Raw genomic sequence first — 25,040 nt, 5'->3', positions numbered from 1 at the left:
CGGCGGTCGCCCGGCGGCATCCATACCGATACCGATGATAGTGGGGGTCTATTGAAAGTCTTCAAGACATTGGCAGCGCCAACATATTGCGGACGACCGGATTTATCGATTTAATGGTCGCTCACCATCTATACAAGGGAGTTCCATATGCGGCCTATGATTCGTCTGGGGGCATTGGCACTGGCGGGCACGGCGCTGGCCGGCTGCTCGCAGATCACGATTACGTCCGACACCATCGTCGACGGCACGGCCCGTATCGCCGATGCCACGACCAACGCAGTGCAGGGCACCAGCAACGTCACTACGAACACCGCCAACGACGTGGATGCGCGCACCCATGCCGCACGGCGCGAATTCGTGGGCTCGCAAATGGCCATGATCAAGCGTGAAGCGGCGCGCGGCCAGGGCGAGAACCTGGAAACGCTGGCGTACATGATGCACGCCGAAGACACCCAGGCCTTCGAGCAGCAGGTGCAGGCTAACTACCAGGCGCTGTTCGCATCCGATGCCGATGCCGACCAGTGGCTGACCCGCCTTTACGACGTCATGGGCACGCCGCCCGATATGGCGCTCGCTTCCGCAGGCTAAGCGCACTGCGCGACACGGCGGCCGGCATGTACGCGTGCCGGCTTTTTTTATGCGCGTGTGGCCTGCAAGGCCATCACGAGCTAGGCTAGCGGGCGATTTAAAACCACTGCCGCGAGGTTGGCGCGATGGCGCGCACGGACAACTGGGACATTGCCACGCCGTTCGTGGCCCGCTTCGAAGTCGATGCGTCGCATATCGACCGGCTCGAGCATATGAATAACGCTGTCTACCTGACCTTCATGGAACAGGCGGCCTGGCAGCACACGGAAGCCCTGGGCATCGGCTGGCAGAGCTATGTCGATCTGGACGCGGCCTGTGTGGTGCATCGCCACGAGCTGGACTACCTCATGCCCGCCCACCTGGGCGACGAACTCGAGGTGGCCACCTGGATTGCCGAAAACGACGGCCGGCTCACCATGTGGCGTGCGTTTCAGTTTCGGCGCGTAGGCGACGGGCGGACGGTATTCCGGGCCCGCACCCATTACGTTACGGTCAAGCTGTCGAACGGGCGCGCCCGCCGCATGCCACAGCTGTTCGTCGACGCCTACCGACCCGCGTCCGACGCCTAGCCATGGCCGCACCGCGTGTGGAAATCCATTTCTGTCCGGGCTGTCGCTGGCAGGCACGCGCGGCCTGGATGGCTCAGGAACTGCTCACCACCTTCGGCGAGGCACTCGGCGAAGTCGCCATCGTGCCGGCCGCCTCGGGCGTGTTCGAAATCCATCTCGACGGCGAGCTGCTGCACTCGCGCAAGCGCGACGGCGGCTTCCCTGAAACCAAGCCCATCAAGCAGATGATCCGTGATCGTATCGATCCGGCGCGCGGACTGGGCCACACCGATCGTTGAGGCGGCCAGACGCGCAGCACGCCGGACCAAAAACGCCAGACCGCTGGCATAGCCGGCGCTGCGCACCCGCGCCGGGCTGTTGATCCGGCATCCGAACAGCCGACTGCGCCAGCTGTTTTCAACGCGATCAAGACAAACGCCGGCAGGTGTCCGTCGCCTAATCCTATGGCTTCACGACGGCTGGACGTGGCGCGCGTGCTTTCGCACAGGCGCGGTTATAAGCCGCAAAATCATCGATTGAATAATCTATTTCTGGACCGGGGGAGTCGCTAGCCGGGCGAACGACCTGTCAGCCACGCAGCCAGACCAGCGCCGCGGGTTCATTCGCTGTGATCTGCACCATCGCCGCTTGTTCAAGTCGGCATGCCATGGCGCGGACTTCATGTTCCTCGACGCCGGCGACGAGCACGCCGGGTTCGTCCGGCCACTGGCCGGTCGGGTCTTGGTTGACGGTGTCCAGCCACGCCGGCGCGCGGCGTTGAGCCCAGTCGCGTAGCAGGCCATCGCGGGCCCGGTTCTCGGCGGGCTTGGCTTTCCGGGCGTTGGGGTTATAGGCGGTGATCAGCCAGGCGCAACGGACGAGCGCGCGTTGCGACAACCACTCGGCCACGGCGGGCGGGCAGGCGGAGCCGATTCGAATCACGTGGCTGTGGCCATCGAGAAAAACGCGATAGTGGGTCGCTTCGAACGCGGCGCTCAGATCGTCGGACATGAAAAAGGCCCGGGTGAAACCACCCGGGCCTTGTACCGCAGAAGCGGTGCGCGTGTCAGCCGGGATTCCCGACTAAGCGACGCGCGATTCCAGACGCTTGTCCTCGTGCTTGTGGTTCACCGGATCCCGCAGGTATTCCTTGGTGAACGCATCGGTGAGGATGGCGTCGTAGCGCAGGTCGTCGTATTCCTTGACCTTGCGGGCTTCGGTATCCGTGAGCACGCCATTGGCTACGGCCGACTTGAGCTGTGCATCCACGGTGAAGCCTTCGGCCTCGCCCTTGGCCACGGCCTTGGCGAACTTGTCGTAGACCGATTCGACCTCCACGAGCTTGTTGAAGGCCCGCTCCATCCGGCCGGTGGCGCTGTTGGCGCTCGTGCCCAGATAGATGTTCGCGGTCATGCGATCGCGGAACGCCGAGGGTTCCAGAATGGCGTTGCCCAGGGCGTTGATGAGCTTGTCGCTCGCGCCCTTGTGGCGACGGCCGGTCGGGAACACCAGCACCCGCATGGCACCGCCCACGAACTTGTTCGGGAAGTTGCGGAAGAAGCCGTCGAAGGACTCTTCGATCTTGTGCAGGCATTCGTCCATCACGTACTGCAGATGGGCGATATCTTCCGGCTCTTCCTTGCCTTCGTCGTAGAAGTACTTGAGCGTGGCCGAACCGAAGTACAGCTCGGAGAGCACGTCACCGAGACGCGCCGAGAGCAGTTCCTTCTTCTTAAGCTCGCCGCCGAGCATGCCCATGGTGATGTCCGAACAGATCGCCAGCGCCGAGGAGAAACGCTCGAGCTTGCGATAGTAGGGCGCAGCCACGCCGTCCACGGGCGCCTTGGCGGTGATCGAACCGGACAGGCCGAAGGTCAGCGTACGCGCGGCACGGTTGACCGAATGGCCGACATGCGACCACAGCAGGTGATCGAACTCGTCCAGATTGTCCTCGCGTGCGGCTTCCATTTCCGGGAAGACGAACGGATGGCAGCGGATCGCGCCCTGGCCGAAGATCATCAGGCTGCGGGTGAGGATATTCGCACCCTCGACCGTGATCGCGATCGGCACCGACTGATAGGAACCGAACAGGTAGTTGCGCGGACCCTGCTGAATCCCACGACCGCCGTGGACGTCCATGGAGTCGTTGACGATCTGACGCATCCACTCGGTCATGTGGTACTTGGCCATGGCCGTGACCACCGACGGGGTGCACTGATCCACACCGCTGGCGGTGAAGATACGTGCGGCTTCCATCTTGTAGTTCAGGCCGCCAATACGGGCGGTGGCTTCCTGCACACCTTCGAACTTGCCGACCGGCACCTTGAACTGGCGACGGATGCGACCGAAGGCGCCGGTCATGCGATAGGCCGTCTTCGAGGCAGCCGAGGACAGCGCCGGCAGCGAAATGCCGCGACCGGCCGACAGGCACTCGACCAGCATGCGCCAGCCACCGCCGGCCTTCTCCTGGCCGCCGATGATGGCATCCAGCGGCACGAACACGTCCTTGCCGAAGATCGGGCCGTTCATGAACGCACCCGGTGCATGGCGGGTACCGATTTCCACGCCCGGCTCGTCGGCCGAGATCAGGGCACAGGTAATGCCGTATTCGGTCTTGTTCTCGTCGCCGAGCAGGCCTTCCGGGTCATACAGCTTGAACGCCAGACCGATAACCGTCGCCACCGGGGCCAGGGTGATCCAGCGCTTGGAGAAGGTGAGCTTCATGCCCAGCACTTCCTTGCCGTTGTACTCGCCCTTGCACACGATGCCGGTATCGGGGAGTGCGCCCGCGTCGGAGCCGACTTCCGGACCGGTCAGGCCGAAGCAGGGGATTTCGCTGCCGTCGGCCAGGCCGGGCAGCCACTTCTGCTGCTGTTCCTTGGTGCCGTAGTGCACGAGCAGTTCGCCCGGGCCGAGCGAGTTCGGCACCATCACGGTCACGGCCGTGGTCAGCGAGCTCGAGGCGATCTTGGCCACGATCGTGGACTGGGCGACTGCCGAGAAACCAAGGCCGCCGTGCTCCTTCGGGATGAGCATCGCGAAGAACTTGTTGTCGCGAATATACTTCCAGCCTTCTTCGGGAATGTCCTTGAGCTCGGACATGATTTCCCACTCGTCCAGCATGTCGCACAGCGTTTCGGTTTCGTTATCCAGAAACGACTGTTCTTCCGCGGTCAGCTGGGTGCGCTTGAAGTCCAGCAGGTACTGCCAGTCGGGCTTGCCGCGAAACATCTCGGCTTCCCACCAGGTGCTGCCGGCTTCCAGCGCTTCGCGCTCGGTGTCCGACATCGGCGGCAGCACCGCCTTGAAGCCCTTGAAGACCGGCTTGGTTACCAGCTTCTTGCGCAGGCTCTTGGTATTGAAGATGGCCAGAATTGGCACGAAGATCACCGCCGCGGCGATAACCCCGGGCCAGCCAATGGCGCCGACCGCGGCCAGGGCCACGAAATAAACAACGACCGCAGCACTCCAGACCGCCAGTGACGCGCCGACATACGCCAGCGTCCAGACGGCCGCGATCGCGACCAGTATCGATATCAAAGCTGTCATAACAACCTCCCGTTTAAAAACCTTGGCTGCCGCTGCGGGCAGGCCATTCCGGCACATCCGGCGCCGGCGTGTTGTTGGCGGCGTCGAGCTCCGAGGGCATCAAGCTCACCATCAGAAACCGCACGTATTCAGCGAACGCGGGCTCGTCGGCGTTCGGCCATTCATCCGGCAGATCCCGGCGGATCTGCAGCGAGCCCAGAAATACCGAGAACGTCATCAGCGCCCAGCGGCGCGCGTTCTCGGCCGACAGGCCCAGTGCTGCGTAGCTGTCGATGATGAAATCGAGCCGGCGTTTGGAGACGCGCTCGACGTAATCACGCACGAATGCCGGCTTGGTCGCGCTGGATAGCGCGCTATAGATACGGCTGGCCTTCTTCGACGTATTCACTTCCGTGATCAACCGCTTCACCCGCGCACGAGGGTCTGTCTCTTGTTGTACGCGGTCGAGCACTTCGTCGGTTTCACGCGCTTCCCAGCGTTGCAGGGCGGCCACCAGCAGGGCTTCCCGATTGGGGAAGTGCCAGTAGAAGCTGCCCTTGGTCACGCCGAGATCGCGCGCGATCGGTTCGACCGCGACGCCTTCGACGCCGCGGCGACCGATCGCGTCGAGCGCGGCTTCGGCCCAATCGTTGGCGGTGAGCATCACCTTCTGCGATTTCGTCATGCGGCGCTGCACCAATAAGACTTGCGTATAACTTCGCGCATATGCGGCGGCGTGTCAATACGCCAGCGTATGGAAAAGAATTTCACCCTGCGGCCGATACAGGAAACAGCCGTACACAAGCGGTGCTTGTCGTCACCGGGGCGCCTGGGCGACGATAGCGCCCCCGCTGGCAGCGGGGGCGTGATGTGGCCGTGGCCTGGCGTAGTGCCGCGACGGCGTTCGCGTTGGGGTCGGGCGCGCCGAATGGCGCGTCATCGACCGATCTGGAGTTCTTGCGGAGCCTGCATGCGTCAACCCACCCGTTCCGATTTCGTTCACTACGTGCCGATCCGCGTGAAGTGGGGCGAAATGGACAGCCTCGGCCACGTGAACAACACCGTGTTCTACCGCTACTCGGAAGACGGCCGGATCGACTATATCCACATGATTTCCGACGGCGGGGATACGCAGACCAGCGACGGGCCGATTCTGGCCGACCTGCGCTGCAGCTTTCGCCAGCAGCTGCGCTTTCCCGCGGATGTGGAGATCGGCACCCGCGTCAAGCGCATCGGCCGCAGCAGCTTCGAGCTGGAACAGTGCCTGTTCTTTGCCGAAACCGAGGATGTGATCGCGGTCTACAACACGGTGGTGGTGTGGTTCGACTTCGGCGCCCAGACCAGCATGCGCGTGCCCGAAACCATTCGGGAGCGCATTCGCGAATACGAAGCCGTGCCGCCGGAGGAATAAGCCGGCGCTGCAACGCCTAGTCGGCGTCGTGCTCGCTTTCTGGGAAGCGATCGCGCATGAGTACGTCGTCGAGCGCGAGCTGGCCGCTGCGCGGATGCGCGCCTTTCAACGTCTTGCCGATGCAGATCATCATGCAGATGCGATGGTCCGGCGGCAGGTTGATCAGATGCCCCACGCGCTTGAAGTCGAAGCCGTCCATGGGGCAGGAGTCGTAGCCCATGGCACGGGCCACCAGCATGGCGGTCTGGGCGGCCATGCCGCAGGAACGCATGCCTTCATCGCGCTGCAGGCATTCGTCGTCGCGATAGAAGTGCTTGATTTCGCGGACCATGCTTTCGGCCACCGCCGTGGGGGCGTTGCGCCAGTAGCGTTCCGGTGACTTGGCCCAGCTTTTCAGGTCCAGGCAGAGCACCAGCAGCAGCGAGCATTCCGTCACTTGTGCCTGATCCCAGGCGGCCTTGCGGATTTCGGCCCGCAAGGCGTCATCTTCGACCGCGACGAAACGCCAGTTCTGGATATTGAACGCCGTGGGCGAGAGCAGCACGTGCTCCATGAGCTGGCGCACCTCGTCTTCGGCCATGCGATGGTCCGGATCGAAATGCCGCACCGAGCGGCGCGTGGCGATGGCTTCGAATACATCCATAAATCAGCCCTGCGAGGTTAGCCCTGCGTGCCGCGAATGGCGCGCGCCTGTTCGGGCGCATTGCCCACGTAGTCGTGCGGACGCATGGCCTTGAGCCGCGCCTTGTCGTCGGCCGGAATATCCAGCGATTCGATGAAGTCGCGCATGGCGGTGGCGTCGATCACCTTGCCCCGGGTGAGTGCCTTGAGCTGTTCGTAGGCGCCGCTGATGCCGCGAATCCGCATCACCGTCTGTACGGCTTCGGCGAGCACGATCCAATTGTCTTCCAGATCGGCGTCGAGACGGGCCGGATTGGCTTCGAGCTTGTTGATGCCCTTGAGCAAGGAGGCGTATGCCACGCCGCCGTGGGCCAGGCCCACGCCCAGATTGCGCAGGACGGTGGAATCGGTCAGGTCGCGCTGCCAGCGCGAAATGGGCAGCTTGGCGGCCAGATGGTCCATGATGGCGTTCGCCAGGCCCAGATTGCCCTCGGCGTTCTCGAAATCGATGGGGTTCACCTTGTGCGGCATGGTCGACGAACCCACCTCGCCCTCGACCGTGGCCTGCTTGAAATAGCCCAGCGAAATATAGCCCCAGATATCCTTGGCGAAATCCAGCAGCACCGTGTTCACGCGCATGAGCGCATGGAAGAACTCGGCGATGAAATCGTGCGGCTCGATCTGCGTGGTCGCCGGGCTGACTTCCAGATTCATGCCCCGAATGAAGCGGGTGGCGATGCCCGGCCAGTCCGCGTTCGGATAGGCCGCAAAGTGGGCGTTGTAGTTGCCGACCGCGCCATTCATCTTGCCGAAGATGGTCACTTCCGCCAGCAGGGCGCGCTGGCGCGTGAGTCGCTGCACGAACACCGCCATCTCCTTGCCCAGCGTGGTGGGCGAGGCGGACTGGCCATGCGTGCGCGAGAGCATGGGCGTATCGGCATGGGCTTCGGCCAGGGCCGAAATCGCCTCGATCACGCGGTCGATGGCCGGCAGCAGATTGTCGTCGCGGGCATCGCGCAGCATCTGCGCATAGGCGAGGTTGTTGATGTCTTCCGAGGTACAGCCGAAGTGGATGAACTCGTTGACGTGCGCGATTTCCTCGACGTTCTTGATCTTGTTGCGCAGGTAGTACTCCACGGCTTTGACGTCGTGGTTGGTGGTGTCCTCGATGGACTTCACCTGCTGGCCTTCATTGATATCGAACTCGTTGACGAGGCTGTCCAGAAATTCGGTCGCCTCGGCCGAGAACGGCTCGATATCGCCGACCTCGGGTTCCGCGGCCAGGGCCTGCAGCCAGCGAACCTCCACGATCAGGCGATACCGGATCAAGCCGTATTCGCTGCAGATCGAGCGCAGGTCCCAGGTTTTATCCGCATAGCGGCCGTCGATCGGTGAAATCGCGGAGAGTGCGGTGAGTTGCATGGCCATGAGCAGGTGTTTCCGTTGTGTAACCGTCGATCGCAGCGGCTGCTTAGCACTGGGCCGGAGCGGGCTGCCAGCGCACAAACGCCGCGGCCGCCGCCGTGCCTTGGCAGGTGGGCCGCCGGGCGATCGGAGGTTGCAATAGTCGGTGATAGAATCGCGGATTCTACCGAATTCATTCGTGGTGCGTGGCCTCGTTCACGCATGAGCGATTTCATCCCGGTCCGGGCCGCGCCCGGCCGCCAAGCCTTGAAAACGAAGGAGCACTCGATGGCCGCAGATAACGATTACCGGATCGAAAAAGACAGCATGGGCGAACTCAAGGTGCCCACCGATGCGCTCTGGGGCGCGCAGTCGCAGCGTGCGGTCGACAATTTTCCGATCTCGGATCTGCGTGCGCCGCGCGCGATGATCAACGCCCTGGGCCTGATCAAGGCGAGTGCGGCCGACGTGAACCGCGACCTGGAGCTGCTCGACGGCGATATCGCCCAGGCCATCATCGACAGCGCCACGGCCGTGGCCGAAGGCCAGTACGACGATCATTTCCCGGTGGATATCTTCCAGACCGGGTCGGGCACCTCGACCAATATGAACACCAACGAGGTGGTCGCCCATCTGGCCACCGAAGCCGCCGGCCAGACCGTGCACCCGAACGACCACGTCAACATGGGCCAGTCGTCCAACGACGTGATCCCGACCGCCATTCATGTGGCGGCCGTCATCGAATGCGAGCGCAAGCTGCTGCCGGCACTCACCCACATGCGCGACACGCTGCGCAAGAAGGGCGAAGAGCTCTCGGAGGTCGTCAAGACCGGGCGCACGCACCTTATGGATGCCATGCCCGTACGCTTCGATCAGGAGCTGGGCGGCTGGGCCGCACAGATCGATTCCGGCATCGCCCGCGTGGAAGCGGCGCTGCCGCGCATGCGCCGGCTGGCCCAGGGCGGCACCGCCGTGGGCACCGGCATTAACGCCCATCCCGAATTCGGCGAGCGTTTCGCCAAGGCCATCGGCAAGGCCAGCGGCTGCCGCTTTGAAACCAGCGGCAACTACTTCGAGAGCCTGTCCTCGCAGGACGCCGCGGTCGAACTGTCCGGCCAGCTCAAGACCATCGCCGTCTCCATGATGAAGATCGCCAACGATCTGCGCTGGATGAACTCCGGCCCGCTCGCCGGTCTGGGCGAAATCCAGCTGGAAGCGCTGCAGCCCGGCTCCAGCATCATGCCCGGCAAGGTCAACCCGGTGATTCCGGAAGCCGCCGCCATGGTCAGCGCCCAGGTCATCGGCAACGACAGCACGATTACCGTCGCCGGCCAGTCCGGCAACTTCCAGCTCAACGTCATGCTGCCGGTGATCGCCTACAACCTGCTGCAGAGCATCGAGCTGCTGGCCAACACCAGCCAGGTCATGGCCGACAAGGCGATTGCCAGCTTCACCGTCAATCAGGCGAACCTGGACGATGCGCTGTCCAAGAACCCGATCCTCGTCACCGCGCTCAACTCGGTGATTGGCTACGACAAGGGCGCGGCCATCGCCAAGCAGGCGTACAAGGAAGGCAAGCCCATCAAGGAACTCACTCTGGAGCAGACCGACCTCAGCGAAGAAGAGATCGACCGCCTGCTCGACCCGGCCGACCTCACCAAGGGCGGCATCAAGAAATAGGGCGGTTCACGCACGCTATTGGAAGGCCCGCTTCGGCGGGCCTTTTTTATGCGCGCAATAGTTGCCGTGGGGCGAAATCGACCGCCATTCGAACCAAATATCCCACTTTATACGGATGGAACCCGCGCAATTCGGGCTTCACCCTTCGCACTCGCCGAGTAAACCGCAGCCTGCGGCATTGCCAGCCCCGGCCAGCCCCGCGCCCTTGCGCGCCGCGCCCGTGCCGGCTTCCAACGAACACCCATACCGCAGCGGCCGTGGCGCCGCGCGTGCAAGAGGAATAGAACATGTACAACGAACGTATGCTCGTCGGCGACCTGTCGCCGCCGCCCACCAGCGGCGATATGGACGACTGGCCCGACCAAGCGCCCTTCGTCCTTGAGAATCACGAACCCCGTGGCGCACTCGTGCTGCTGGTCGCCCTACGGCGGCTGCCATCGCTCGGCGTCTTCATGGCCGGCTTCGCCTATAGCGTGATCTGCGTAATGGCGGGCCTGAGCCATGCCAACGCCGGCGTCGATGTCTGGGTACTCATGCCCGGCATCGTGCTGGCCCTGTTATCCGTTGTGAACCTGGTCAGCAAACGCCTGGTGCAGTATCTCGACTGCTGCCCGGCAACGCCGGAGCGCGTCAGCGCGCTCAAAGCCCGTGCCGCCCGACACGACGTTGCCGGGCCCATGACCGACGCGCAGGCACGCACCAGCGACTGCTGGCGCGTCGGCCACGTACGCCAGGCGCATGCCGTGCTCGATCGGATGAACGTCGTGGCGCGTCATGGCGTCGCCAGCTGATGTGCGCGTGCACATTCCATGCCGACGCGCGCCTCGCGCGGTGTCCGGCTAGGCGTCTAGAGGGCTGACTACGCCGTGTCCGCCGCGCTTGAGCACGTGGGTATAAAGCATGGTCGTCTGCACGTTCTTATGCCCGAGTAGTTCCTGGACCGTACGAATATCGCTGCCGCGTTCCAGCAGATGGGTTGCGAATGAATGTCGCAACGTATGGCAACTCGCCTTCTTGTTGATGCCCGCCCGGCGGACCGCACGCTTCACCGACTGTTGCAGGCCTTTTTCATTCACGTGATGCCGCCGCGTTGCTCCCGAACGCGGGTCTGTAGACAACCGCGAAGACGGAAATACGTACTGCCCGGCCAGCTCGTGCTCTGCGTTGGCATACTTCGTTGCCAACGCGTTGGGTAGATACACCGCGCCATAACCGGCCTTGAGGTCGTCCCGATGCAGGCAGGCCACATAATCCAGCTGCGCCTTCAACTCGGCGGTCACCGACGCGGGCAGGGGTGTCACCCGATCCTTGGCGCCCTTACCGTCGCGCACCACGATCTGCTGGTAATCGAAGTCCACGTCCTTCACGCGGAGACGAATAACCTCCATCAACCGCAGGCCCGAGCCGTAGAGCAGCGACGCCATCAGCTTGTAGGTGCCCTCGAGCTGGGCGAGCAGCCGGCCCACTTCCTGGGGGCTTAATACCTCGGGGATACGCTCGGGGCGTTTTGCACGCACGACATCGTCCATCCACGGCAGGTCGATTTCGAGCACTTGCCGGTAGAGATACAGAATCGCATTCAGCGCCTGATTCTGCGTTGAGGCAGCCACGTGACGATCAACCGCCAGATGGGTGAGATAAGCTTCGATTTCCGGCTTCCCCATATCCTTTGGATGGCGCTTGTCGTGGAACAGAATGAAGCGCTTGATCCAGGCAAGGTAAGTTCTCTCGGTCCGCAGGCTGTAATGGCCCAGACGTAGTCGATCGCTAACCTGATCCATCAGCTTATGGGGACGCTTTGCTGAATCCGTCATTGCTTCACACCCTATGGGGTATAGCGTCCTAGAATAACAGCAAACAAGACCGATACATGAGACGTTCGTATTGCTATACGAATTTTGGGTAGCGTGCTATACCTAGCAGCAGTCGTATACTTGGCGTTGGGTGGTATTCATATGAAGCTAGTAGCCCTTATATTGTCGACAGCGTTAATTAGCGGATGTGGGGCGCGCAACGATCTACGGCAGCCGTATTCAATAACTCCGGCATCGGTAGCGGCTAAGCCGCTTGATGATGTGACGTCATTTCCGGCGCGCTTATTGCCTGCATTGCTAACCGCTCGAGAGTACTTGGCCAAGAATGGTGACGACCCGGCTGACTTCTACGTTGGCGAAATTTCTGAAGATTCAGGAGAGGTTGAGTTGCCGTTGTGGCACGTTACTGCGTTTGAACGGGAGCAGGCAGCAGTAGGGAACCCCGGCGGAAAGAGTAGAACGCTTCGGTACGATCCGGAGTCAAGAAAGATAACCAGTGAGCTGTACTGGCAGTGAAGCTGGTGTCACCCAACAGGTCGCTGCAGTCGACCGCCCAAAGCGCTGCCGCGCTTCGGCCGGCAACTGAGCTTCGGCGTTAAAGGTCTTGGCTTCGGCGCGCATTGGTTGGGTGTTTGGCCGCTGCCTCAGCGGTCGCCTGCAGGCAAAAACAGCCCTCGGTCTTTCAACGGTTATGCCGGCCAATTTGGCGTTCAGGTCTCGGGGCAATCCGGCGCAGGCTTTTATTCAGTGTTCTGGTTCCTGGCGCCACGGGTCCAGTTGGTACACAGTATCGGGAGTAGGCATTCGGAATTGATTGCCCGGTCGGGGCCCGGGGGTAACCGGCCCTTAACCAGTCAATGTTGTCGGACAGTTTTTCCGCAGCTTCGCCGCTCCAAAACTGCCGCAAATTTCAGCGTTAGGCCGCTCGTCATACCATGGCAAAAACTCGAACTCCCATAGGAAAGCCCTTGGAGCGCAAGCTTCTGTATGAAGCCGCGAGAACATGTTGCGTATGTCGTGTCCCCCGCAAGCCTGTGGAGATTCACCACATAGACCAAGATCCATCGAACAACATTGAATCGAACTTGGTGGTTATTTGCCGCAATTGCCATGATGAGGCTCATACCAAGCACACAATGTCGAAAAACCTGTCGGTCGATCACCTGAAACATGCAAAAGAAAAATGGTTGGGTGAAGTCGCAGAGCGGGCTTCCTTCGCCATGTTGCCGGGATCAAATTTGGCACAGGCTATGTGGACCTATGTGAACCACGAAAAGCTGCCCAGACTTCTGAAGCAAAAGGGCGTTAACTTTGAAGATTGGCTTTATAAGTATTTGCGCAGTATTGAAGCCATCGACCCTGACGGCGTTCCAATCTTTCAGGAGCCTATGCCGAAGTCCGGAAGGCTTGTCACAATCTATGACCGATTCGAATGGGACACTTCTCAGCGCCTACACCATATGTACATGGGCGCCGTTGACCAACTCATACTAGAAACTAATCCAGTCGAGCTTGGAGCAATATGGACTAAGCCCGAAATTCGAGATTTGGTGAAGCCGGGTACGTTTTGCTATGCCATTCGAGGGTTTCGTTTCAGGGTCGGTGAAACAATCAACAGAGAAGAGTCACGGCTTGTGTACGCAAGAGCCAAAGGAATTGAAATCAGGCTTCATGCAAATACACGACACATGTATGGGTCGTCGGCGCTGTACACCAACTTCTGCGGCAGCAACTTTTCCGCCGTGTTCATGGTCGCGAAAGATGTTGCGACCGAAGGCAATTTGCTAGTAGTAAACGCTACGCCATTGGCTATGGGGGCAGGGTTTGTGCCAAGTGAATATCACTCGCCTTATCAACTCAAGTATGGTTGGGCCGCGGCCTAACAAATCGCTGCAGCCGACCGCCCAAAACGCTGGCGCGTTTTGGGTTCGCTCCGCAGCCTTCGGCTGCTCCGGCGGCGGCTGAGCTTCGGTGTTAGGTAACGAGATCGCCATGTCGAAAGAACATCAACCGGTTGAAGTATACCGCGCTGCAGCGGACGCTCTTTACATTGTCAGCGGAATGGTTCTTATCGCTTTCGCGCGACATGAATGCGATACGAAAAACATCATCATTAGAAACTTCGTTGCTCGATCCGCTAGAACCCTCAAAAGCGTTTTTTTGCTATGGGATAATCAGGATTATCAAAATGCGTGGGCTATACATCGAGTCCTTATAGATAGGATGTTTCATCTACATAGCCTCGGAGAAAAAAATGAGTTTGAAGTTTTTGATGACTGGTCGTTTTATGAGCAGTACAAAGCGCAAAACCGGGTGAAAAGTGACGAGCTATTCAAAAATCAAGCCGTGGGCTGGGTATACAACCTGTCCGAGAAACAAAAGGAGCGGATAAGAGCTCTCGAGAAAAATAAGCCGGTTTGGAGGCGACCAAAAGCTGCAGCGGTAGCAAACGACATGGGGATGCAGTTTCTATATAAATACGGCTATGACTACGCCTCCACGCATGTTCATCCTATGGCGAACGATGGCCAGCAAGACTTTTTTATCATAACGGGTCTGGAGCCAGCAGCGAGGTTTCCCTCTAATACAACTGTAATATCAAATACGCTACTGACCGCGTCCATGATCCTGCAAGATGCCATGAACTACAGCTCATTCAAGTGGCGGAAGATTGTGTGGGAGTGCATAAGCGAAATAAGGTCGGTTATGGAGATGGGTGGAGCCCCTTACCAAGACTCGCTTTTGAAACTGGCCGAGATGTCTCCCGGGCAAGGTCTTTGTGAGCCAAGTGGCGCCTAACAATCGCAGGCAAAGCGACGGCGCATCCGTTGCTCCTTTGTCACAACGGATACGCCGCGCTTGCTGCGGGCGTTAGGCATTTAACTATGAGTGCTCCCGGAATATTGTATTTTTTGACTAATGAGGCCATGCCCGGCATCGTTAAAATTGGTCACACTACCGGCGATTTGAGCGCGCGGATTTCGCAGCTAAATACTACTGGTACGCCTTCGCCATTCCAGATTGCTGCAACTTTCTATGTCTCGAATTCGGCTCAGTGTGAAAAGGAAGTCCACGCTGAGCTTGCGCCTTACCGGACAAATCCAAAGCGAGAGTTTTTCGCTCACTCTCTCTCAGACTTGCTAACTCAATCTATTCCCGTTATTAGAAGCTACCTTTCACCGTCTTTGGTGTCATCCAAGCTTGAAGACAGCCCACCCGAGTTCGCTCCTGATAGCGACGACATTTATTTCATGCTCTATTTATTACATGACGGTTATGAGCAGAGGCGAGCGTTCTCTAGCGCGGAACTAGCTGAACATCATTCTGGATACGCCCCGTTGGAAGTGGAGCTTAAGCTTATTCAGCTACAAGCATATGGTTTGGTCAAACGCGTGAACCGTGAGCATGAAGGCATAGGCTGTTGGCAATTATTACCCAGAGGTGTGAAGTTTATGTTTGATGGCAATCATTACGCTCAGGATCTTATAGAAGAAGCGAGAGATAATGCCTAACAGGACGCTGCAGTTGACCGCCCAAAGCGCTGGCGCGCTTCGGTCGGCAACTGAGCTTCGGCGTTATGTTCTAAAGAGGGTCGCTTGTGAATAACGCGGAGTTCCGAGAACACCTATGGCTTTCTAGCGTTCCGCTCGTAAGGTTAAGCGATGAGCGGCTACCAACAGGAATTGCATCAGGCTGTTTGGTCGACTGTTTAGGCAAAAGAGTTCTTCTAACCGTTTCTCACGCAACGGGCGATCAGGGGAATTGGGCAATTCAGCTCAAATACGTTCCCGGCAAAGGCACTAAGACGTATCAACTTGGGGCAATGCAATTTTTAGCGAAAGGAACGCTTTCGCGCCTTGGACTAGAAGACATCGATTTTTCGTATGTTGAAGTTCCGGCCGATATTCGTGGCTATCGGCAGGAAATCGACTTGCAGGAAAACATCGTAAGATCTGAAATACCTATTTCGGTCCATGCGTCCGATTTAAACGAATTGCCGAATTCAAAGGAAACGTTTGGATTTTGTGGGATGGTAATGCCTTCGGCCGAGGAGCATTTTGGGCAAGTCTATTTCGGTAGCGAGCTGCGAATCTACTCTGGATTGTCGTTTCTCAGAACGGAAGGCGATTACCACGTTTTCTCATTGCCCTTCGCTCACCCGGGGCACGAGCACTTCAAAGGATGCAGTGGTGCTCCCATTTTTAGTAGTACAGGTTCACTCGTCGCGCTTGTGTGCAAGGGCTGCGAAAAGACGAATGAAATTTGGGGAATTTCGGTAAAGGCGTATAAAACGCCGATAGATATTTTAGTCGGGAATGTAGCGTAATTCGTTACATAATAAGTCGCTGCAGTTGACCGCCCAAAGCGCTGGCGCGCTTCGGGTTCCCTCCGCGGCCTTCGGCCGCTCCGGCGGCAACTGAGCTTTGGCGTTATTCACCAAGGAGAGTTTTGTGCTCAACCAGGAATTTCAACGTTTCGTTGACGAGTGGCTCGAACGCGCCAAGTCGTATAGCGACGACGAACAGAACCAGTGTTTCGATAAATTTTTTACTCTCTTTGTCGTATTTAATCGACTTTACTCTGAAGCAACATTCACTCTGCACAGAAGGGGAGAGGTTGAATTATCACCCAACAGGCCACTTCCCGACAAAAAAGGCGCGACTGAATATACTCTAGATTTAATTGGCGTCGAAGACTTTGATCGCCTATACGCTGCAGTACTGGAGCCACAGGTAGAAGCAGTGGCGAACCTGATTGAGGAAGAAAGGTTTTATATTCGTCTAAGTATGCCAGCGGGAGATCGCCAGCCGGAGAAAGATCGCGCGTTGCTCCGTGAACTTCGATCCACTGGAAAGTCACGTGCTCTTGCAATCCTTGAATTAGTATATCAGGTTCGGTGTAATCTCTTCCACGGACACAAAGCGTTTAACGCCGTGCAGCTAGAACTACTTCGCCCGGTAACTCGTATTCTCGAACCTGTAGTAGAAGAAATTTACGAGAAATTGCAGGAAGCATAACAAATCGCTGCAGTTGACCGCCCAAAGCGCTCCCGCGCTTCGGCCGGCAACTGAGCTTTGGCGTTGTACGCGGTTGATTTGTATTGTGGTTGAGCTGTTGCGTCGGCTAGCGAAGGCGAGCCGGTAGTTGGGCCCTGGCCCGTCTTTCTCGCTGCTCGCTAGCTCCGGGGCAAACCGCCGTCGATCCATGTCGGCGCCTTCCCGTCAGCGATCATCCGCGGTAAGTTTGAGTTCGGGCAATTCTTTCTTTCGGGGCGTTGGGCTTCGTGGTCCGCAGGCAAGTTCGGGGGAGCGTCAAATAGTGGAGTTCACGTACAACGAGTCGCTGCAGCCGACCGCCCAAAGCGCTGCCGCGCTTCGGGTTCCCTCCGCGGCCTTCGGCCGCTCCGGCGGCCGCTGAGCTTCGGCGTTATATGAGGGGGAATAGTGATGGAGAACAGATTTTCGATCTCCCTGCATGATGTTGATCGATGGAAGCCAACTGATGAAGATAGGCAGGCAGAAGTTGTCAAGCAACTGATACACGAGTGCGAATCTCATGGCGAGAGAAAGCCAAACCTCATGACATCGGGGTTTCGTGCTAATAACTCTTCTGCTCAGATCGCCAGTGACTTGATCTCGGGATTTTCTATACCTGCGGTCATCACTTCTGCCGGATTTCTCCTCAAACATCTCGCCCCACTGGTAATCGAATACCTCAAGACTCGCCCTCAGAAAGAGGTCACAGTTGACTACAAAGGGCACCGAGTGACTATCCGGGGTGGTGGTGACGTGGCTAAAGAGCTACAGGATTTGATAGCAAAAATAGATGAGGTTTAGTCCGGTGACGACCTGTAGATCATATAACCAGGCCGTGCACCGGATGCCAAAACCTGCGCTTTGCTTCGGTTATGTCACCGGTGACGGCAGGCATTATCTGACTCGCCCAGCCCGATGCTATGGCCAAACAACGAAATCTTTATACGAATAGCGAGTGGGAAGCTTTTTCGCTCAAAGTAAAGCGCCGAGATGACTTTCGGTGCATGAAGTGTGGGCGCTCACCGTCCGAGACCGTCTTACAAGTCCACCACCAGTTGTATGTGGCAAATAAGAAGCCGTGGGAATACGCAACGAGTGATTGCATCACGCTTTGTCGAGGGTGCCACGCAAGAGAGCACGGAATCATCGAGCCAAATCGGGGGTGGTTTCTTCTTTCTATTGTCGATCTAGGGGGGCTTGATGGGACTTGCGAGCGCGAAAATTGCGGCAACGGAATTCGTTATGAGCATTACACCTATCATCCCCAATGGGGCTACAAAACCTTGGGAAGCACTTGCATAGAACATTTAACACAAAAAGATCGCGCACTTAGTGGAAAACTTCTCGCCTGCTATTGTGGCATTAGCAAATTCGTTCACGGATCAAAATGGTTTGAGGGAAGAACTAAAAAGCAGAAATCGTATATTGCAGCCAAGCACGGCCACGATTACGTCCGGATATATGGCACGGGGAAAAAATACACTTTCCAGGTATTGCTGAAAGTAAAAGGCATGAAACGGTACGAATTCGGGGAGTTAATTCGAATTCCAGGGAAAAATTTACTTGAGGCCAAAGAGCTCGCGTTTATAACATTAAAAGGTATGCGGTCGAATGATCCTCAAGAAAAAGAGATGCTTAGGTGTGTTTACCGCAGTGCTCGTGAAGTCACATAACAATGCCGTGGAGTGTGACAAATGCTCCGCAGCCTACGGCTGCTACGCATTTGCACCTCACGACAGGCGTTAGGCCCTATATGAAGAAGGCTCTGTGGGTGCTTACGATCGCTGTTATCGCGATAGCGACTTTATTCGCGTGGGCTGTATATAAAGAGCTTGCTTATGACGAATGCGGTTTATCCGAGAAGCAGGCCAGGAAATCGGCACTGAAACAAGTTCTTCGAATGAGGCTGCCGCCCGAGCATCTTGCCAGTGAGCCTTATTACAAAAGAGGAACGTGCAGCTATAGCTTCGTATATGAGGGTGCCGGGAGACAGATCGATTTCGTGATTTTCAGTGATTGGCTACACGGTGTTAAAACAAACTGGTGGGACCAAGACCGTGATGAGCGATGAAGGCTTCTTATGCGGCAGGCACGGTAAACTGGGGGGACCTAACAACGCGCCGCAGTTGACCGCCCAAAGCGCTGCCACGCTTCGGTCGGCAACTGAGTCTAGGCGTTATGCGCCAACAAGAAATGAAAAACGCTGATTCGTACGCAGCCTTCTTGAACGCGCAAGCAGTTTTCTGGGGCCGGCTCGGCGGGTTGTTCGGACCACTGTTTATCAGTTTTGGTATATCGGACGGGTTTGGGTCGCCGCATTTATGGCTGGGCACGGTCGGAATCACGATCAATGTGCTAGCGCTACGGGCAGGCATGAAGGCGAAGCGTGAGCAACGCACCTCGGATTTTATTGTCTACGGGCTTATATCGGCTTTTTGTGCTGTTAGCCGGCGTGGCTGTTGCCGTACTTAATGCGGTCACATCACATAGCGCTGCAGTTTGAAGCCCACCGCGCTGCCGTGATTCGGCTCCGCCTTGCGGCGGCCCGTTTGGCATAAATCTGGCGGCTGCGATAAACGCTGGAGAAGAATTGAACGGTCCCGACCCCGAAACCAAGCACCCAATGGCAGGATTTCCGCAGGTGTGCTTCATCAAGAACACGGTGCGTAATCCCAATATCGTCATTGGCGACTACACCTATTACGACGACCCCGAGGATTCGGAGAATTTCGAGCGCAACGTGCTGTATCACTTCCCGTTCATCGGCGACAAGCTGATTATCGGCAAGTTCTGCGCCATCGCCCGTGGCGTGAAGTTCATCATGAACGGGGCGAATCACAGGATGTCAGGCATATCCACCTATCCGTTCCAGATTTTCGGGAATGGTTGGGAGAAGGTCATGCCCGCGCCGGACGATCTGCCATACAAAGGCGATACGGTTATCGGCAACGATGTCTGGATAGGCTACGAAGCGCTGGTGATGCCGGGTGTCCATATTGGCAATGGGGCGATTGTTTCTTCTCGTTCTGTTGTCGTATCCGACGTGCCGGCTTACACGATCGTAGGCGGCAACCCGGCCAAGCCGATCAAGCAGCGCTTTGGGCCGGAAGCGGTTGAAACGCTCAACAAGGTCGCATGGTGGGACTGGCCCATCGAAAAGATCACGAAGCATCTGGACCAGATCGTAGCGGGTGACGTCGAGTCGCTGGCCGCGCTTGCGCAGACGTCCTGACGACGCGCTCCGGGCGGCCGAAACGGTTTTGGCCGAAGCGCTTCTGGGCGCAGTCCGTCATATGGCCGAAGCCAGCGCACCACCGCGTTTGTAGGACTGTGTCTGGCGAAGCGTCCTAGCGCTCGCTCGGGCCATGTCCTGCGCTTATCATGGCGCCTCAAATCACCCCGGATGAGTCGTATGTCGTTGCCGCCGTGCCCTGAATGTCAGTCGCAGTTTGCCTATCGTGATCAGGCGTTTCTGGTTTGTCCTGAATGTGCGCACGAATGGAATCCGGACGAGGTGACCGTAGAAGACAAGACGGGTGCCAAGGACGCGAATGGCACGGAGTTGGCCGAAGGCGACAAGGTCACGCTGGCGAAGGACGTGAAAGTAAAAGGCAGTTCGATGGTGCTGAAGATCGGCACGAAGGCGGTGGTCAGGCGAATTCTCGATGCGAAAGATCACCAGCTGGACTGCAAGGTGGATGGCGCCGGTGAAATGATGGTGACGGCAGCGTTCGTCAAGAAGGCCTGAGCGCCAGGTTGCTGGCTTCAGGAGTACGCTCTCGCCGACGCGTCGAAGCGGACGTCTCGGCCAACGCCGATCGGCGGTTTGTGTCCAGGATCGGTGCCAGGGCAAATCGCGGTTGAGCTGGAACTACCGATACGTGTCTTGTAAGCGCAAGCAGGAAACCAAGTGCCGTTCACACCGTTTCACATGGGCCCGGGCATCGCCATCAAGGCGTTGATGGGCGGTTCGTTCAGCCTGATGATTTTCGGCTGGACGCAGATCGTGATGGATATTCAGCCGCTTCTCGTTCTTATCGCCGGCGACGGCCATCTGCACGGCTTTTCGCATACCTATATCGGCGCGACCCTGATCGCGATCTTCGCGGGGATTAGCGGGAAATATCTGGCTCAGATCGGCTTGCGCTTGTTGCGTATCGCGCCGACTGGTGGCGTCGATATCGCGTGGTGGGTGGTATTCGTAAGCGCGTTTATCGGCAGCTTTAGTCACGTCCTGCTCGATAGCATCATGCATTCGGATATGGTGCCGTTCTTTCCGGTAACCCGATCCAACATGTTCCTGGAGATGTTGTCGGTGGGCATGCTGCATCAGCTATGCCTGTGGAGCGGTCTAGTGGGTGCAGGGCTTTACTGCGTCGTGCAGTGGCGCCAGCAAAAAGTTGACCATCAACACGACCGCTGACCGTGCCCCGGCCTCGCGCTTGTCTTGGGTGCGCGCAAGCAACATGCGATTGGCTGCGGGCGCGCTTTTGGAGAATGCACCCGCAGCCGATGGTTACTAGCGCCTCGGTTCAGCGCATGGGCTGGGTAGCCCCGGCGTCCGGCCCCGCGTCAGGCAGCGCCACGATCGGCAAACCGACCTCGCCTTCGACACGCACCACGCCGGGAATGGTCGAAAAGCTCGCCGCATACTGGGGATGATAGCCATACACCATCAGGCCTATTTCATCGCCAACCTGAAGCGGCCGGCTGATGCCGTTGAGTTCGACGCGCCGCTCGCCCGTGCCACGCACGGGGCGAACCTGTTTATTAACCAGTTCGGCGCCGTCGCTGGCACTCCGGCGCACGCCAATGCCAAGGAATGCCACCGGCGCGACCCCGCCGCCGCTGATCTGAATATCCGCCACCGGGATGCCGACCAGCGCCTGGCCGGCGCGTTGCACGGTCGTCAGGGGCACAAAGGTACCTCCGCTGAGCAGCGTATCCACCTGGTCGGCGGGCAACGCGTTGATCAACTGGGCCAGCACGAAACTGGGCGTTGCATCATCGGGCACCGCGGCCTGCGGATTCAGCAGCGTGTCCACGATATCGGTGGCGTCATCGACGGTTACGGCGAGCGCATCCACCAGATCGTCCACGGTATGGGTGCGCAACAGATCCAGTAGCAGGCTCAAGCCACCGGTGGTTGCTTGCGCGTTAACCGGATAGCCGTTGCCCTCGGCGGGGTCGGCGACGGGCAGGGTATCCAGCGCCACGCCTTGGTTGTCGGTCACCGTTACGCAATTGCGCGGGATAGGCTGCGGCAACGGCGTGCCGCGTAGTTTCCAGTTGAGGTAATCGAGTTCGAGAGCGGCGGTATCGAAGGTCTGGCGGCCGCAGTGCAGGGTGGCTTCCGTGCTGTAGGCGATTCGATTCTGTGATTTGAGGCTTTGCAACACTGGCAGCGTATGTCCGAAGCGCATGCCTACAAAATGCACGTCGTTACCCGCTTCGCGCAGACACTGCGTATTGGCCCAGCCCTCGTTGAGGTTGAACAGGGTATCGGCAACCCCCTGGATGATCAGCGCATCCACCTGGGGTGGCATTCGTCCAGAGGTGCTGGGGCCGAATTCGCCGCCTGTGGATTCGCGGCTTTGGCAAAACGAGCGTGGGCTGTTGCCATACAGCTTGTCACGTACGTTGGCCGAAAAACCGCGTTGGCTCAGCGGCGCCGCTGCGCCTTCAACGAGCGCCTGGTAAAGCAGGGGGTTGAGTCTGAGTCGCGATGTGGGCGCCCCAAGCCCGACCAGCAATACGCCCCAATCAGTCTTGATGACGTCGTCGGGGCTCAGGCTATAGAGCAGGTCGTACCAGCCCACCGTGGGTACGATCGCATCAAAGCGCGGGTCTACCCCGGCGCCCACCAACTGAAAGCCGCCGCCATACGACAGCCCCAGCGCGCCGACGACGAGGTTGCCATCGCGATAGCCCAGATGGCCGCGATGTGCCATCTGGTCTTCAGCCCAGTTGAGTATCGCCTTGATGTCCTCGCCTTCCAGGCGCGGGTCGATCACTTCGACCTGGCCTTGGGATTCGCCGAAGCCGCGTTCGTCGAAGCTGATCACGAAATAACCATCGGCCGCGGCACGACGTGCGGCCTCGGCAGAGGGGAGGGTGCCGCCGGTGAGTGTTTCGTAGAGGGTGTTCTCGTCGCGGCCGCGCAGGCGCGTACCGCCAAAGCCGTGACTGTGCAGGATCAGGGGCGCGGCCTGGCCCGGTCCCAGTGCGGGCTGCAGCACGGTAATCGCGATATCGGTGCCGTCCGTGGGGTTGGTCACCACGGCGTTGTAATCGCGTGCCGCGATCGCCTGGGAGGCGTCACCGCCGGGCGTGAGCGTAGACCCGGGGGTGGCGCCCGGCGTTTCGTCGGCGTCAGGCGCCGATCCGGGCTGCGACTGGCTGTCCGACGCGTTGGCCACTTCCGCGGTGTCGGAGTCGTCGTTGCAGGCGGCTAACCCCAACAGGCTCAAAGTCAGCACCGCCATACCCATCGCGCGGCCCGCGCGTCTGAAACTGTATCGCTGCAACATCTGTTCTCCTCCGACAATCTTTATTTTTTTGATCATTGAATATATCGGAAACGCCAGGTTTTTATAACGCGCGGGCGAATTCGAGCCGCGAACCCAGCCTGCCTGCAGAACGAACAATCGGGCGGCGCGTACTGGGCCGCTGGATCGTGCTCGCGAAGCGGAGACTATCTAGAAAGCTCACTCGGCCACGCGAACGCCTGCAGGGCAGCGTGAAGCTGGTTTATTCGATGCTTTTCATAGCGAGCCGCGTTCCGTCGGTGCCGTCCAATCAAGCCGGCCGCTAGGCAAACACGCGGCAATACCGGTTATGCACGCAGACATCGTTGCCACAACGCTGTTGGGTCCCAGCGTCGATGAGACGATGTTCGGGGCGGGCAGGCCTGGCGCCCGGAGGCGTTGCATCGTTCGTTCACCGCGCCGGCGTTTAATCACGGCGAAATACTGCTCGCCAAGGCACACAACTGGATATGATGTTCTCCGGTGCTCGGCGTCGAGGGCGCCTGTTCGGCTTTGATCGTTTTCAACCGTGCGGTTTAACTCATCTGACCATGCCAACCTTGAAAAGTCTGCCCTTGCTCCTCGCCGTCGTTCCCGTTCTGCAGGGCTGCGCCTATGCGCTGGTTCCAGAAACCAGCGACCCGCTGCGCAAGATCGATCAGGCGTATCAAATGTGGAGCGTTGGCCGATGGGTCCCGGCCGAGGGATTGGGCAGGGAAGCCCTGACTCTGGGAGAGAAGTCGGGCGACCCGGCGGCGATCGCGAACGCGCATCGCTACCTGGGCAATTTCTATAAGAGTGGCCTGTACCGGGAGCATGCGCAGTGGTTCGCCGAGCAGGGGCGTTACGACCCGACGAGTGGGTTATCGATCTCTCACTTCGAGAAAGCCGAGCAGACCTGGGCGTCGATCGATAACCACGTAGGCATGGCGTTGGACCAGTTCAATCAGGGCGTGGCCTACTCGATCGACGAGAACCACGACAAGACCTGCGAACGATATGCCACGTCGTTGGATACGTACGAATCAGCGCGCGAAGAGTTTGCAAAGACCCCGCTCCCCATCGGCCCGCACTTCAAGGATTTTCCCTCGATGGTCGAGGCATTCGGCGAACAGGAGAACTGCGAAGCGCTTTAGCCGTGCGTCGTCACGTCGCCTGTGAAGCGATCAACACAAATAAAAGCCGTATTGTCGTCGCCGGTCCGGGTTGGCGACGCGCGTTGGCTCGCAAGGCCGAGATGTCGCATATCGCCGTAGCGAAGGCCCATCGCGGTTAGACGACATCAAGACTGCCGGGTGGCGACGATCGTCCGGGAGGGGTAGCCTTGGCATCCGCCTTGGGGGTGGACAGCTCTATTGGTCTACAATACGCGGCCCGCGAAGCCCTTGCGTGCGGGAGGCTTCGCAGCTAAATTGCGCCGCGCCGGTATGCCCGAGTCGCGCTCGTCAGCGCCCGCTCTAGTGTTATTACGAAGGTAGAGTTTTGATACCAAGCCGTTGTTTTTACAGCACTTTACGCGCCGTACGCGTGGTTGTGCGCGAGCCGGCCCACTAGCAGGTGGCCGACCGGGAGCAATTGGCCGCGCTGTTGGCGCGCACAGCAGAGGGCGACGAACGCGCCTTCCAGGAACTCTACGCTGCGACCTCCGCGCAACTTTATGCGCTGTTGCTGCGTATCCTGCGTAACCCGGAGCAGGCACGGGATGCGCTGCAGGATGCTTACGTGAGGGTCTGGCAGAAAGCCGACACCTATGCTCCGGATCGGGGGGCGCCTCTGACGTGGCTTTTGTCGATTGCCCGCTATCGCGCACTGGATGTACTCAGACGCAAGCGCCCTGAAGTGGCGATGCCGGAGGAACCGGACATGATGGCTACACTGCTCGA

26 protein-coding genes are annotated in these 25,040 nt (G+C 58.9%); 19 read left to right on the top strand and 7 right to left on the bottom strand.

Annotated elements, in window-relative coordinates; translation table 11 throughout:
• Nucleotides 1-147: 147 nt before the first annotated feature.
• The 3 genes from ABNU97_RS04440 (at nt 148) to ABNU97_RS04430 (ending at nt 1,435) form a co-directional block, all read left to right on the top strand.
• On the top strand, nt 148-588 hold the full coding sequence (locus tag ABNU97_RS04440; protein WP_348765543.1) for a DUF3015 family protein: 441 nt from the start codon (nt 148-150) through the stop codon (nt 586-588).
• Nucleotides 589-713: 125 nt separating this feature from the next.
• Nucleotides 714-1,157, top strand: coding sequence for a thioesterase family protein (locus ABNU97_RS04435; protein WP_348765542.1), 444 nt, complete (start codon nt 714-716; stop codon nt 1,155-1,157).
• Nucleotides 1,158-1,159: 2 nt separating this feature from the next.
• Nucleotides 1,160-1,435, top strand: a complete 276-nt coding sequence (locus ABNU97_RS04430; protein ID WP_348765541.1) for a SelT/SelW/SelH family protein — start codon at nt 1,160-1,162, stop codon at nt 1,433-1,435.
• A 289-nt stretch (nt 1,436-1,724) separates the two neighbouring features.
• On the opposite strand, the gene ABNU97_RS04425 is transcribed toward ABNU97_RS04430, so the two are convergent.
• From ABNU97_RS04425 to ABNU97_RS04415, 3 genes are all read right to left on the bottom strand, one after another.
• Nucleotides 1,725-2,147, bottom strand: a complete 423-nt coding sequence (locus ABNU97_RS04425) for a DUF3293 domain-containing protein (RefSeq protein ID WP_348765540.1) — start codon at nt 2,145-2,147, stop codon at nt 1,725-1,727.
• A gap of 72 nt (nt 2,148-2,219) precedes the next feature.
• On the bottom strand, nt 2,220-4,685 hold the full coding sequence (locus tag ABNU97_RS04420) for an acyl-CoA dehydrogenase (protein WP_348765539.1): 2,466 nt from the start codon (nt 4,683-4,685) through the stop codon (nt 2,220-2,222).
• 13 nt (nt 4,686-4,698) lie between these two features.
• The gene (locus ABNU97_RS04415; protein WP_348765538.1) at nt 4,699-5,349 is read right to left on the bottom strand and encodes a TetR/AcrR family transcriptional regulator; all 651 of its coding nucleotides are present in this window, start codon (nt 5,347-5,349) and stop codon (nt 4,699-4,701) included.
• Between the two features lie 285 nt (nt 5,350-5,634).
• On the opposite strand from ABNU97_RS04415, the gene ABNU97_RS04410 reads away from it, so the two are divergent.
• Nucleotides 5,635-6,075 carry a thioesterase family protein gene (locus tag ABNU97_RS04410; RefSeq protein ID WP_348765537.1) on the top strand — a complete coding sequence of 147 codons (441 nt, stop codon included), beginning with the start codon at nt 5,635-5,637 and terminating at the stop codon, nt 6,073-6,075.
• 16 nt (nt 6,076-6,091) lie between these two features.
• On the opposite strand, the gene ABNU97_RS04405 is transcribed toward ABNU97_RS04410, so the two are convergent.
• Nucleotides 6,092-6,718: a nitroreductase family protein gene (locus tag ABNU97_RS04405; RefSeq protein WP_348765536.1), complete on the bottom strand. Its 627-nt coding sequence runs from the start codon at nt 6,716-6,718 to the stop codon at nt 6,092-6,094.
• Nucleotides 6,719-6,735: 17 nt separating this feature from the next.
• Nucleotides 6,736-8,118, bottom strand: a complete 1,383-nt coding sequence (purB, locus tag ABNU97_RS04400) for an adenylosuccinate lyase (protein ID WP_348765565.1) — start codon at nt 8,116-8,118, stop codon at nt 6,736-6,738.
• Nucleotides 8,119-8,388: 270 nt separating this feature from the next.
• Here purB and ABNU97_RS04395 point away from each other — a divergent pair, with 270 nt between their 5' ends.
• Nucleotides 8,389-9,780, top strand: coding sequence for a class II fumarate hydratase (locus tag ABNU97_RS04395; protein WP_348765535.1), 1,392 nt, complete (start codon nt 8,389-8,391; stop codon nt 9,778-9,780).
• 287 nt (nt 9,781-10,067) lie between these two features.
• Nucleotides 10,068-10,571, top strand: a complete 504-nt coding sequence (locus ABNU97_RS04390) for a hypothetical protein (RefSeq protein WP_348765534.1) — start codon at nt 10,068-10,070, stop codon at nt 10,569-10,571.
• A 48-nt stretch (nt 10,572-10,619) separates the two neighbouring features.
• Here the strand turns inward: ABNU97_RS04390 and ABNU97_RS04385 are convergent, their stop codons facing one another.
• On the bottom strand, nt 10,620-11,594 hold the full coding sequence (locus tag ABNU97_RS04385) for an integron integrase (RefSeq protein WP_348765533.1): 975 nt from the start codon (nt 11,592-11,594) through the stop codon (nt 10,620-10,622).
• Nucleotides 11,595-12,730: 1,136 nt separating this feature from the next.
• Here ABNU97_RS04385 and ABNU97_RS04380 point away from each other — a divergent pair.
• From ABNU97_RS04380 to ABNU97_RS04330, 11 genes are all read left to right on the top strand, one after another.
• Nucleotides 12,731-13,477 (top strand): hypothetical protein, encoded by a 747-nt coding sequence (locus ABNU97_RS04380; RefSeq protein WP_348765532.1) that lies wholly within the window; start codon nt 12,731-12,733, stop codon nt 13,475-13,477.
• A gap of 109 nt (nt 13,478-13,586) precedes the next feature.
• Nucleotides 13,587-14,393, top strand: a complete 807-nt coding sequence (locus ABNU97_RS04375) for a DUF5677 domain-containing protein (protein WP_348765531.1) — start codon at nt 13,587-13,589, stop codon at nt 14,391-14,393.
• 86 nt (nt 14,394-14,479) lie between these two features.
• Nucleotides 14,480-15,106 (top strand): GIY-YIG nuclease family protein, encoded by a 627-nt coding sequence (locus ABNU97_RS04370; protein WP_348765530.1) that lies wholly within the window; start codon nt 14,480-14,482, stop codon nt 15,104-15,106.
• An 86-nt stretch (nt 15,107-15,192) separates the two neighbouring features.
• Complete coding sequence (locus tag ABNU97_RS04365) at nt 15,193-15,921, top strand: hypothetical protein (protein ID WP_348765529.1); 729 nt, start codon at nt 15,193-15,195, stop codon at nt 15,919-15,921.
• Nucleotides 15,922-16,045: 124 nt separating this feature from the next.
• On the top strand, nt 16,046-16,612 hold the full coding sequence (locus ABNU97_RS04360) for a hypothetical protein (protein WP_348765528.1): 567 nt from the start codon (nt 16,046-16,048) through the stop codon (nt 16,610-16,612).
• A gap of 429 nt (nt 16,613-17,041) precedes the next feature.
• Nucleotides 17,042-17,431: a hypothetical protein gene (locus ABNU97_RS04355; protein ID WP_348765527.1), complete on the top strand. Its 390-nt coding sequence runs from the start codon at nt 17,042-17,044 to the stop codon at nt 17,429-17,431.
• A gap of 119 nt (nt 17,432-17,550) precedes the next feature.
• Complete coding sequence (locus ABNU97_RS04350; protein WP_348765526.1) at nt 17,551-18,303, top strand: hypothetical protein; 753 nt, start codon at nt 17,551-17,553, stop codon at nt 18,301-18,303.
• An 80-nt stretch (nt 18,304-18,383) separates the two neighbouring features.
• The gene (locus tag ABNU97_RS04345; RefSeq protein WP_348765525.1) at nt 18,384-18,701 is read left to right on the top strand and encodes a hypothetical protein; all 318 of its coding nucleotides are present in this window, start codon (nt 18,384-18,386) and stop codon (nt 18,699-18,701) included.
• A 519-nt stretch (nt 18,702-19,220) separates the two neighbouring features.
• Nucleotides 19,221-19,862 (top strand): Vat family streptogramin A O-acetyltransferase, encoded by a 642-nt coding sequence (locus tag ABNU97_RS04340; protein WP_348765524.1) that lies wholly within the window; start codon nt 19,221-19,223, stop codon nt 19,860-19,862.
• Between the two features lie 180 nt (nt 19,863-20,042).
• Entirely contained in the window at nt 20,043-20,378 is a 336-nt protein-coding gene (locus tag ABNU97_RS04335; RefSeq protein ID WP_348765523.1) for a zinc ribbon domain-containing protein YjdM, read from the top strand.
• 162 nt (nt 20,379-20,540) lie between these two features.
• The gene (locus ABNU97_RS04330; RefSeq protein WP_348765522.1) at nt 20,541-21,053 is read left to right on the top strand and encodes a hypothetical protein; all 513 of its coding nucleotides are present in this window, start codon (nt 20,541-20,543) and stop codon (nt 21,051-21,053) included.
• A 109-nt stretch (nt 21,054-21,162) separates the two neighbouring features.
• On the opposite strand, the gene ABNU97_RS04325 is transcribed toward ABNU97_RS04330, so the two are convergent.
• A complete protein-coding gene (locus ABNU97_RS04325) occupies nt 21,163-23,160 on the bottom strand; it encodes a CocE/NonD family hydrolase (protein WP_348765521.1) in 1,998 nt (665 codons plus the stop codon).
• 467 nt (nt 23,161-23,627) lie between these two features.
• Here ABNU97_RS04325 and ABNU97_RS04320 point away from each other — a divergent pair, with 467 nt between their 5' ends.
• Together ABNU97_RS04320 and ABNU97_RS04315 are read left to right on the top strand one after the other, a co-directional pair.
• The gene (locus ABNU97_RS04320; protein WP_348765520.1) at nt 23,628-24,293 is read left to right on the top strand and encodes a hypothetical protein; all 666 of its coding nucleotides are present in this window, start codon (nt 23,628-23,630) and stop codon (nt 24,291-24,293) included.
• A 421-nt stretch (nt 24,294-24,714) separates the two neighbouring features.
• Nucleotides 24,715-25,040, top strand: a 326-nt coding sequence (locus ABNU97_RS04315) for a sigma-70 family RNA polymerase sigma factor (protein ID WP_348765519.1), incomplete at its 3' end; no start/stop codon positions are given.

It is taken from the genome of uncultured Salinisphaera sp. (genome assembly GCF_964012375.1).
GTDB lineage: Bacteria > Pseudomonadota > Gammaproteobacteria > Nevskiales > Salinisphaeraceae > Salinisphaera.
Note: the sequence above shows the minus strand (reverse complement) of the source record. Positions and strands in the feature narration are given on the sequence as shown.

Excerpts from the sequence above, each read along its gene's own strand:
- ABNU97_RS04350 (WP_348765526.1), top strand. The coding sequence starts at position 17,551 with ATGGCCAAACAACGAAATCTTTATACGAATAGCGAGTGGGAAGCTTTT.
- ABNU97_RS04325 (WP_348765521.1), bottom strand. The coding sequence starts at position 23,160 with ATGTTGCAGCGATACAGTTTCAGACGCGCGGGCCGCGCGATGGGTATG.
- ABNU97_RS04370 (WP_348765530.1), top strand. The coding sequence starts at position 14,480 with ATGAGTGCTCCCGGAATATTGTATTTTTTGACTAATGAGGCCATGCCC.
- ABNU97_RS04375 (WP_348765531.1), top strand. The coding sequence starts at position 13,587 with ATGTCGAAAGAACATCAACCGGTTGAAGTATACCGCGCTGCAGCGGAC.
- ABNU97_RS04390 (WP_348765534.1), top strand. The coding sequence starts at position 10,068 with ATGTACAACGAACGTATGCTCGTCGGCGACCTGTCGCCGCCGCCCACC.
- purB (WP_348765565.1), bottom strand. The coding sequence starts at position 8,118 with ATGCAACTCACCGCACTCTCCGCGATTTCACCGATCGACGGCCGCTAT.
- ABNU97_RS04440 (WP_348765543.1), top strand. The coding sequence starts at position 148 with ATGCGGCCTATGATTCGTCTGGGGGCATTGGCACTGGCGGGCACGGCG.
- ABNU97_RS04420 (WP_348765539.1), bottom strand. The coding sequence starts at position 4,685 with ATGACAGCTTTGATATCGATACTGGTCGCGATCGCGGCCGTCTGGACG.
- ABNU97_RS04395 (WP_348765535.1), top strand. The coding sequence starts at position 8,389 with ATGGCCGCAGATAACGATTACCGGATCGAAAAAGACAGCATGGGCGAA.
- ABNU97_RS04430 (WP_348765541.1), top strand. The coding sequence starts at position 1,160 with ATGGCCGCACCGCGTGTGGAAATCCATTTCTGTCCGGGCTGTCGCTGG.
- ABNU97_RS04355 (WP_348765527.1), top strand. The coding sequence starts at position 17,042 with ATGGAGAACAGATTTTCGATCTCCCTGCATGATGTTGATCGATGGAAG.
- ABNU97_RS04380 (WP_348765532.1), top strand. The coding sequence starts at position 12,731 with ATGTCGAAAAACCTGTCGGTCGATCACCTGAAACATGCAAAAGAAAAA.
- ABNU97_RS04385 (WP_348765533.1), bottom strand. The coding sequence starts at position 11,594 with ATGACGGATTCAGCAAAGCGTCCCCATAAGCTGATGGATCAGGTTAGC.
- ABNU97_RS04425 (WP_348765540.1), bottom strand. The coding sequence starts at position 2,147 with ATGTCCGACGATCTGAGCGCCGCGTTCGAAGCGACCCACTATCGCGTT.
- ABNU97_RS04320 (WP_348765520.1), top strand. The coding sequence starts at position 23,628 with ATGATGTTCTCCGGTGCTCGGCGTCGAGGGCGCCTGTTCGGCTTTGAT.
- ABNU97_RS04415 (WP_348765538.1), bottom strand. The coding sequence starts at position 5,349 with ATGACGAAATCGCAGAAGGTGATGCTCACCGCCAACGATTGGGCCGAA.
- ABNU97_RS04405 (WP_348765536.1), bottom strand. The coding sequence starts at position 6,718 with ATGGATGTATTCGAAGCCATCGCCACGCGCCGCTCGGTGCGGCATTTC.
- ABNU97_RS04345 (WP_348765525.1), top strand. The coding sequence starts at position 18,384 with ATGAAGAAGGCTCTGTGGGTGCTTACGATCGCTGTTATCGCGATAGCG.
- ABNU97_RS04335 (WP_348765523.1), top strand. The coding sequence starts at position 20,043 with ATGTCGTTGCCGCCGTGCCCTGAATGTCAGTCGCAGTTTGCCTATCGT.
- ABNU97_RS04435 (WP_348765542.1), top strand. The coding sequence starts at position 714 with ATGGCGCGCACGGACAACTGGGACATTGCCACGCCGTTCGTGGCCCGC.
- ABNU97_RS04410 (WP_348765537.1), top strand. The coding sequence starts at position 5,635 with ATGCGTCAACCCACCCGTTCCGATTTCGTTCACTACGTGCCGATCCGC.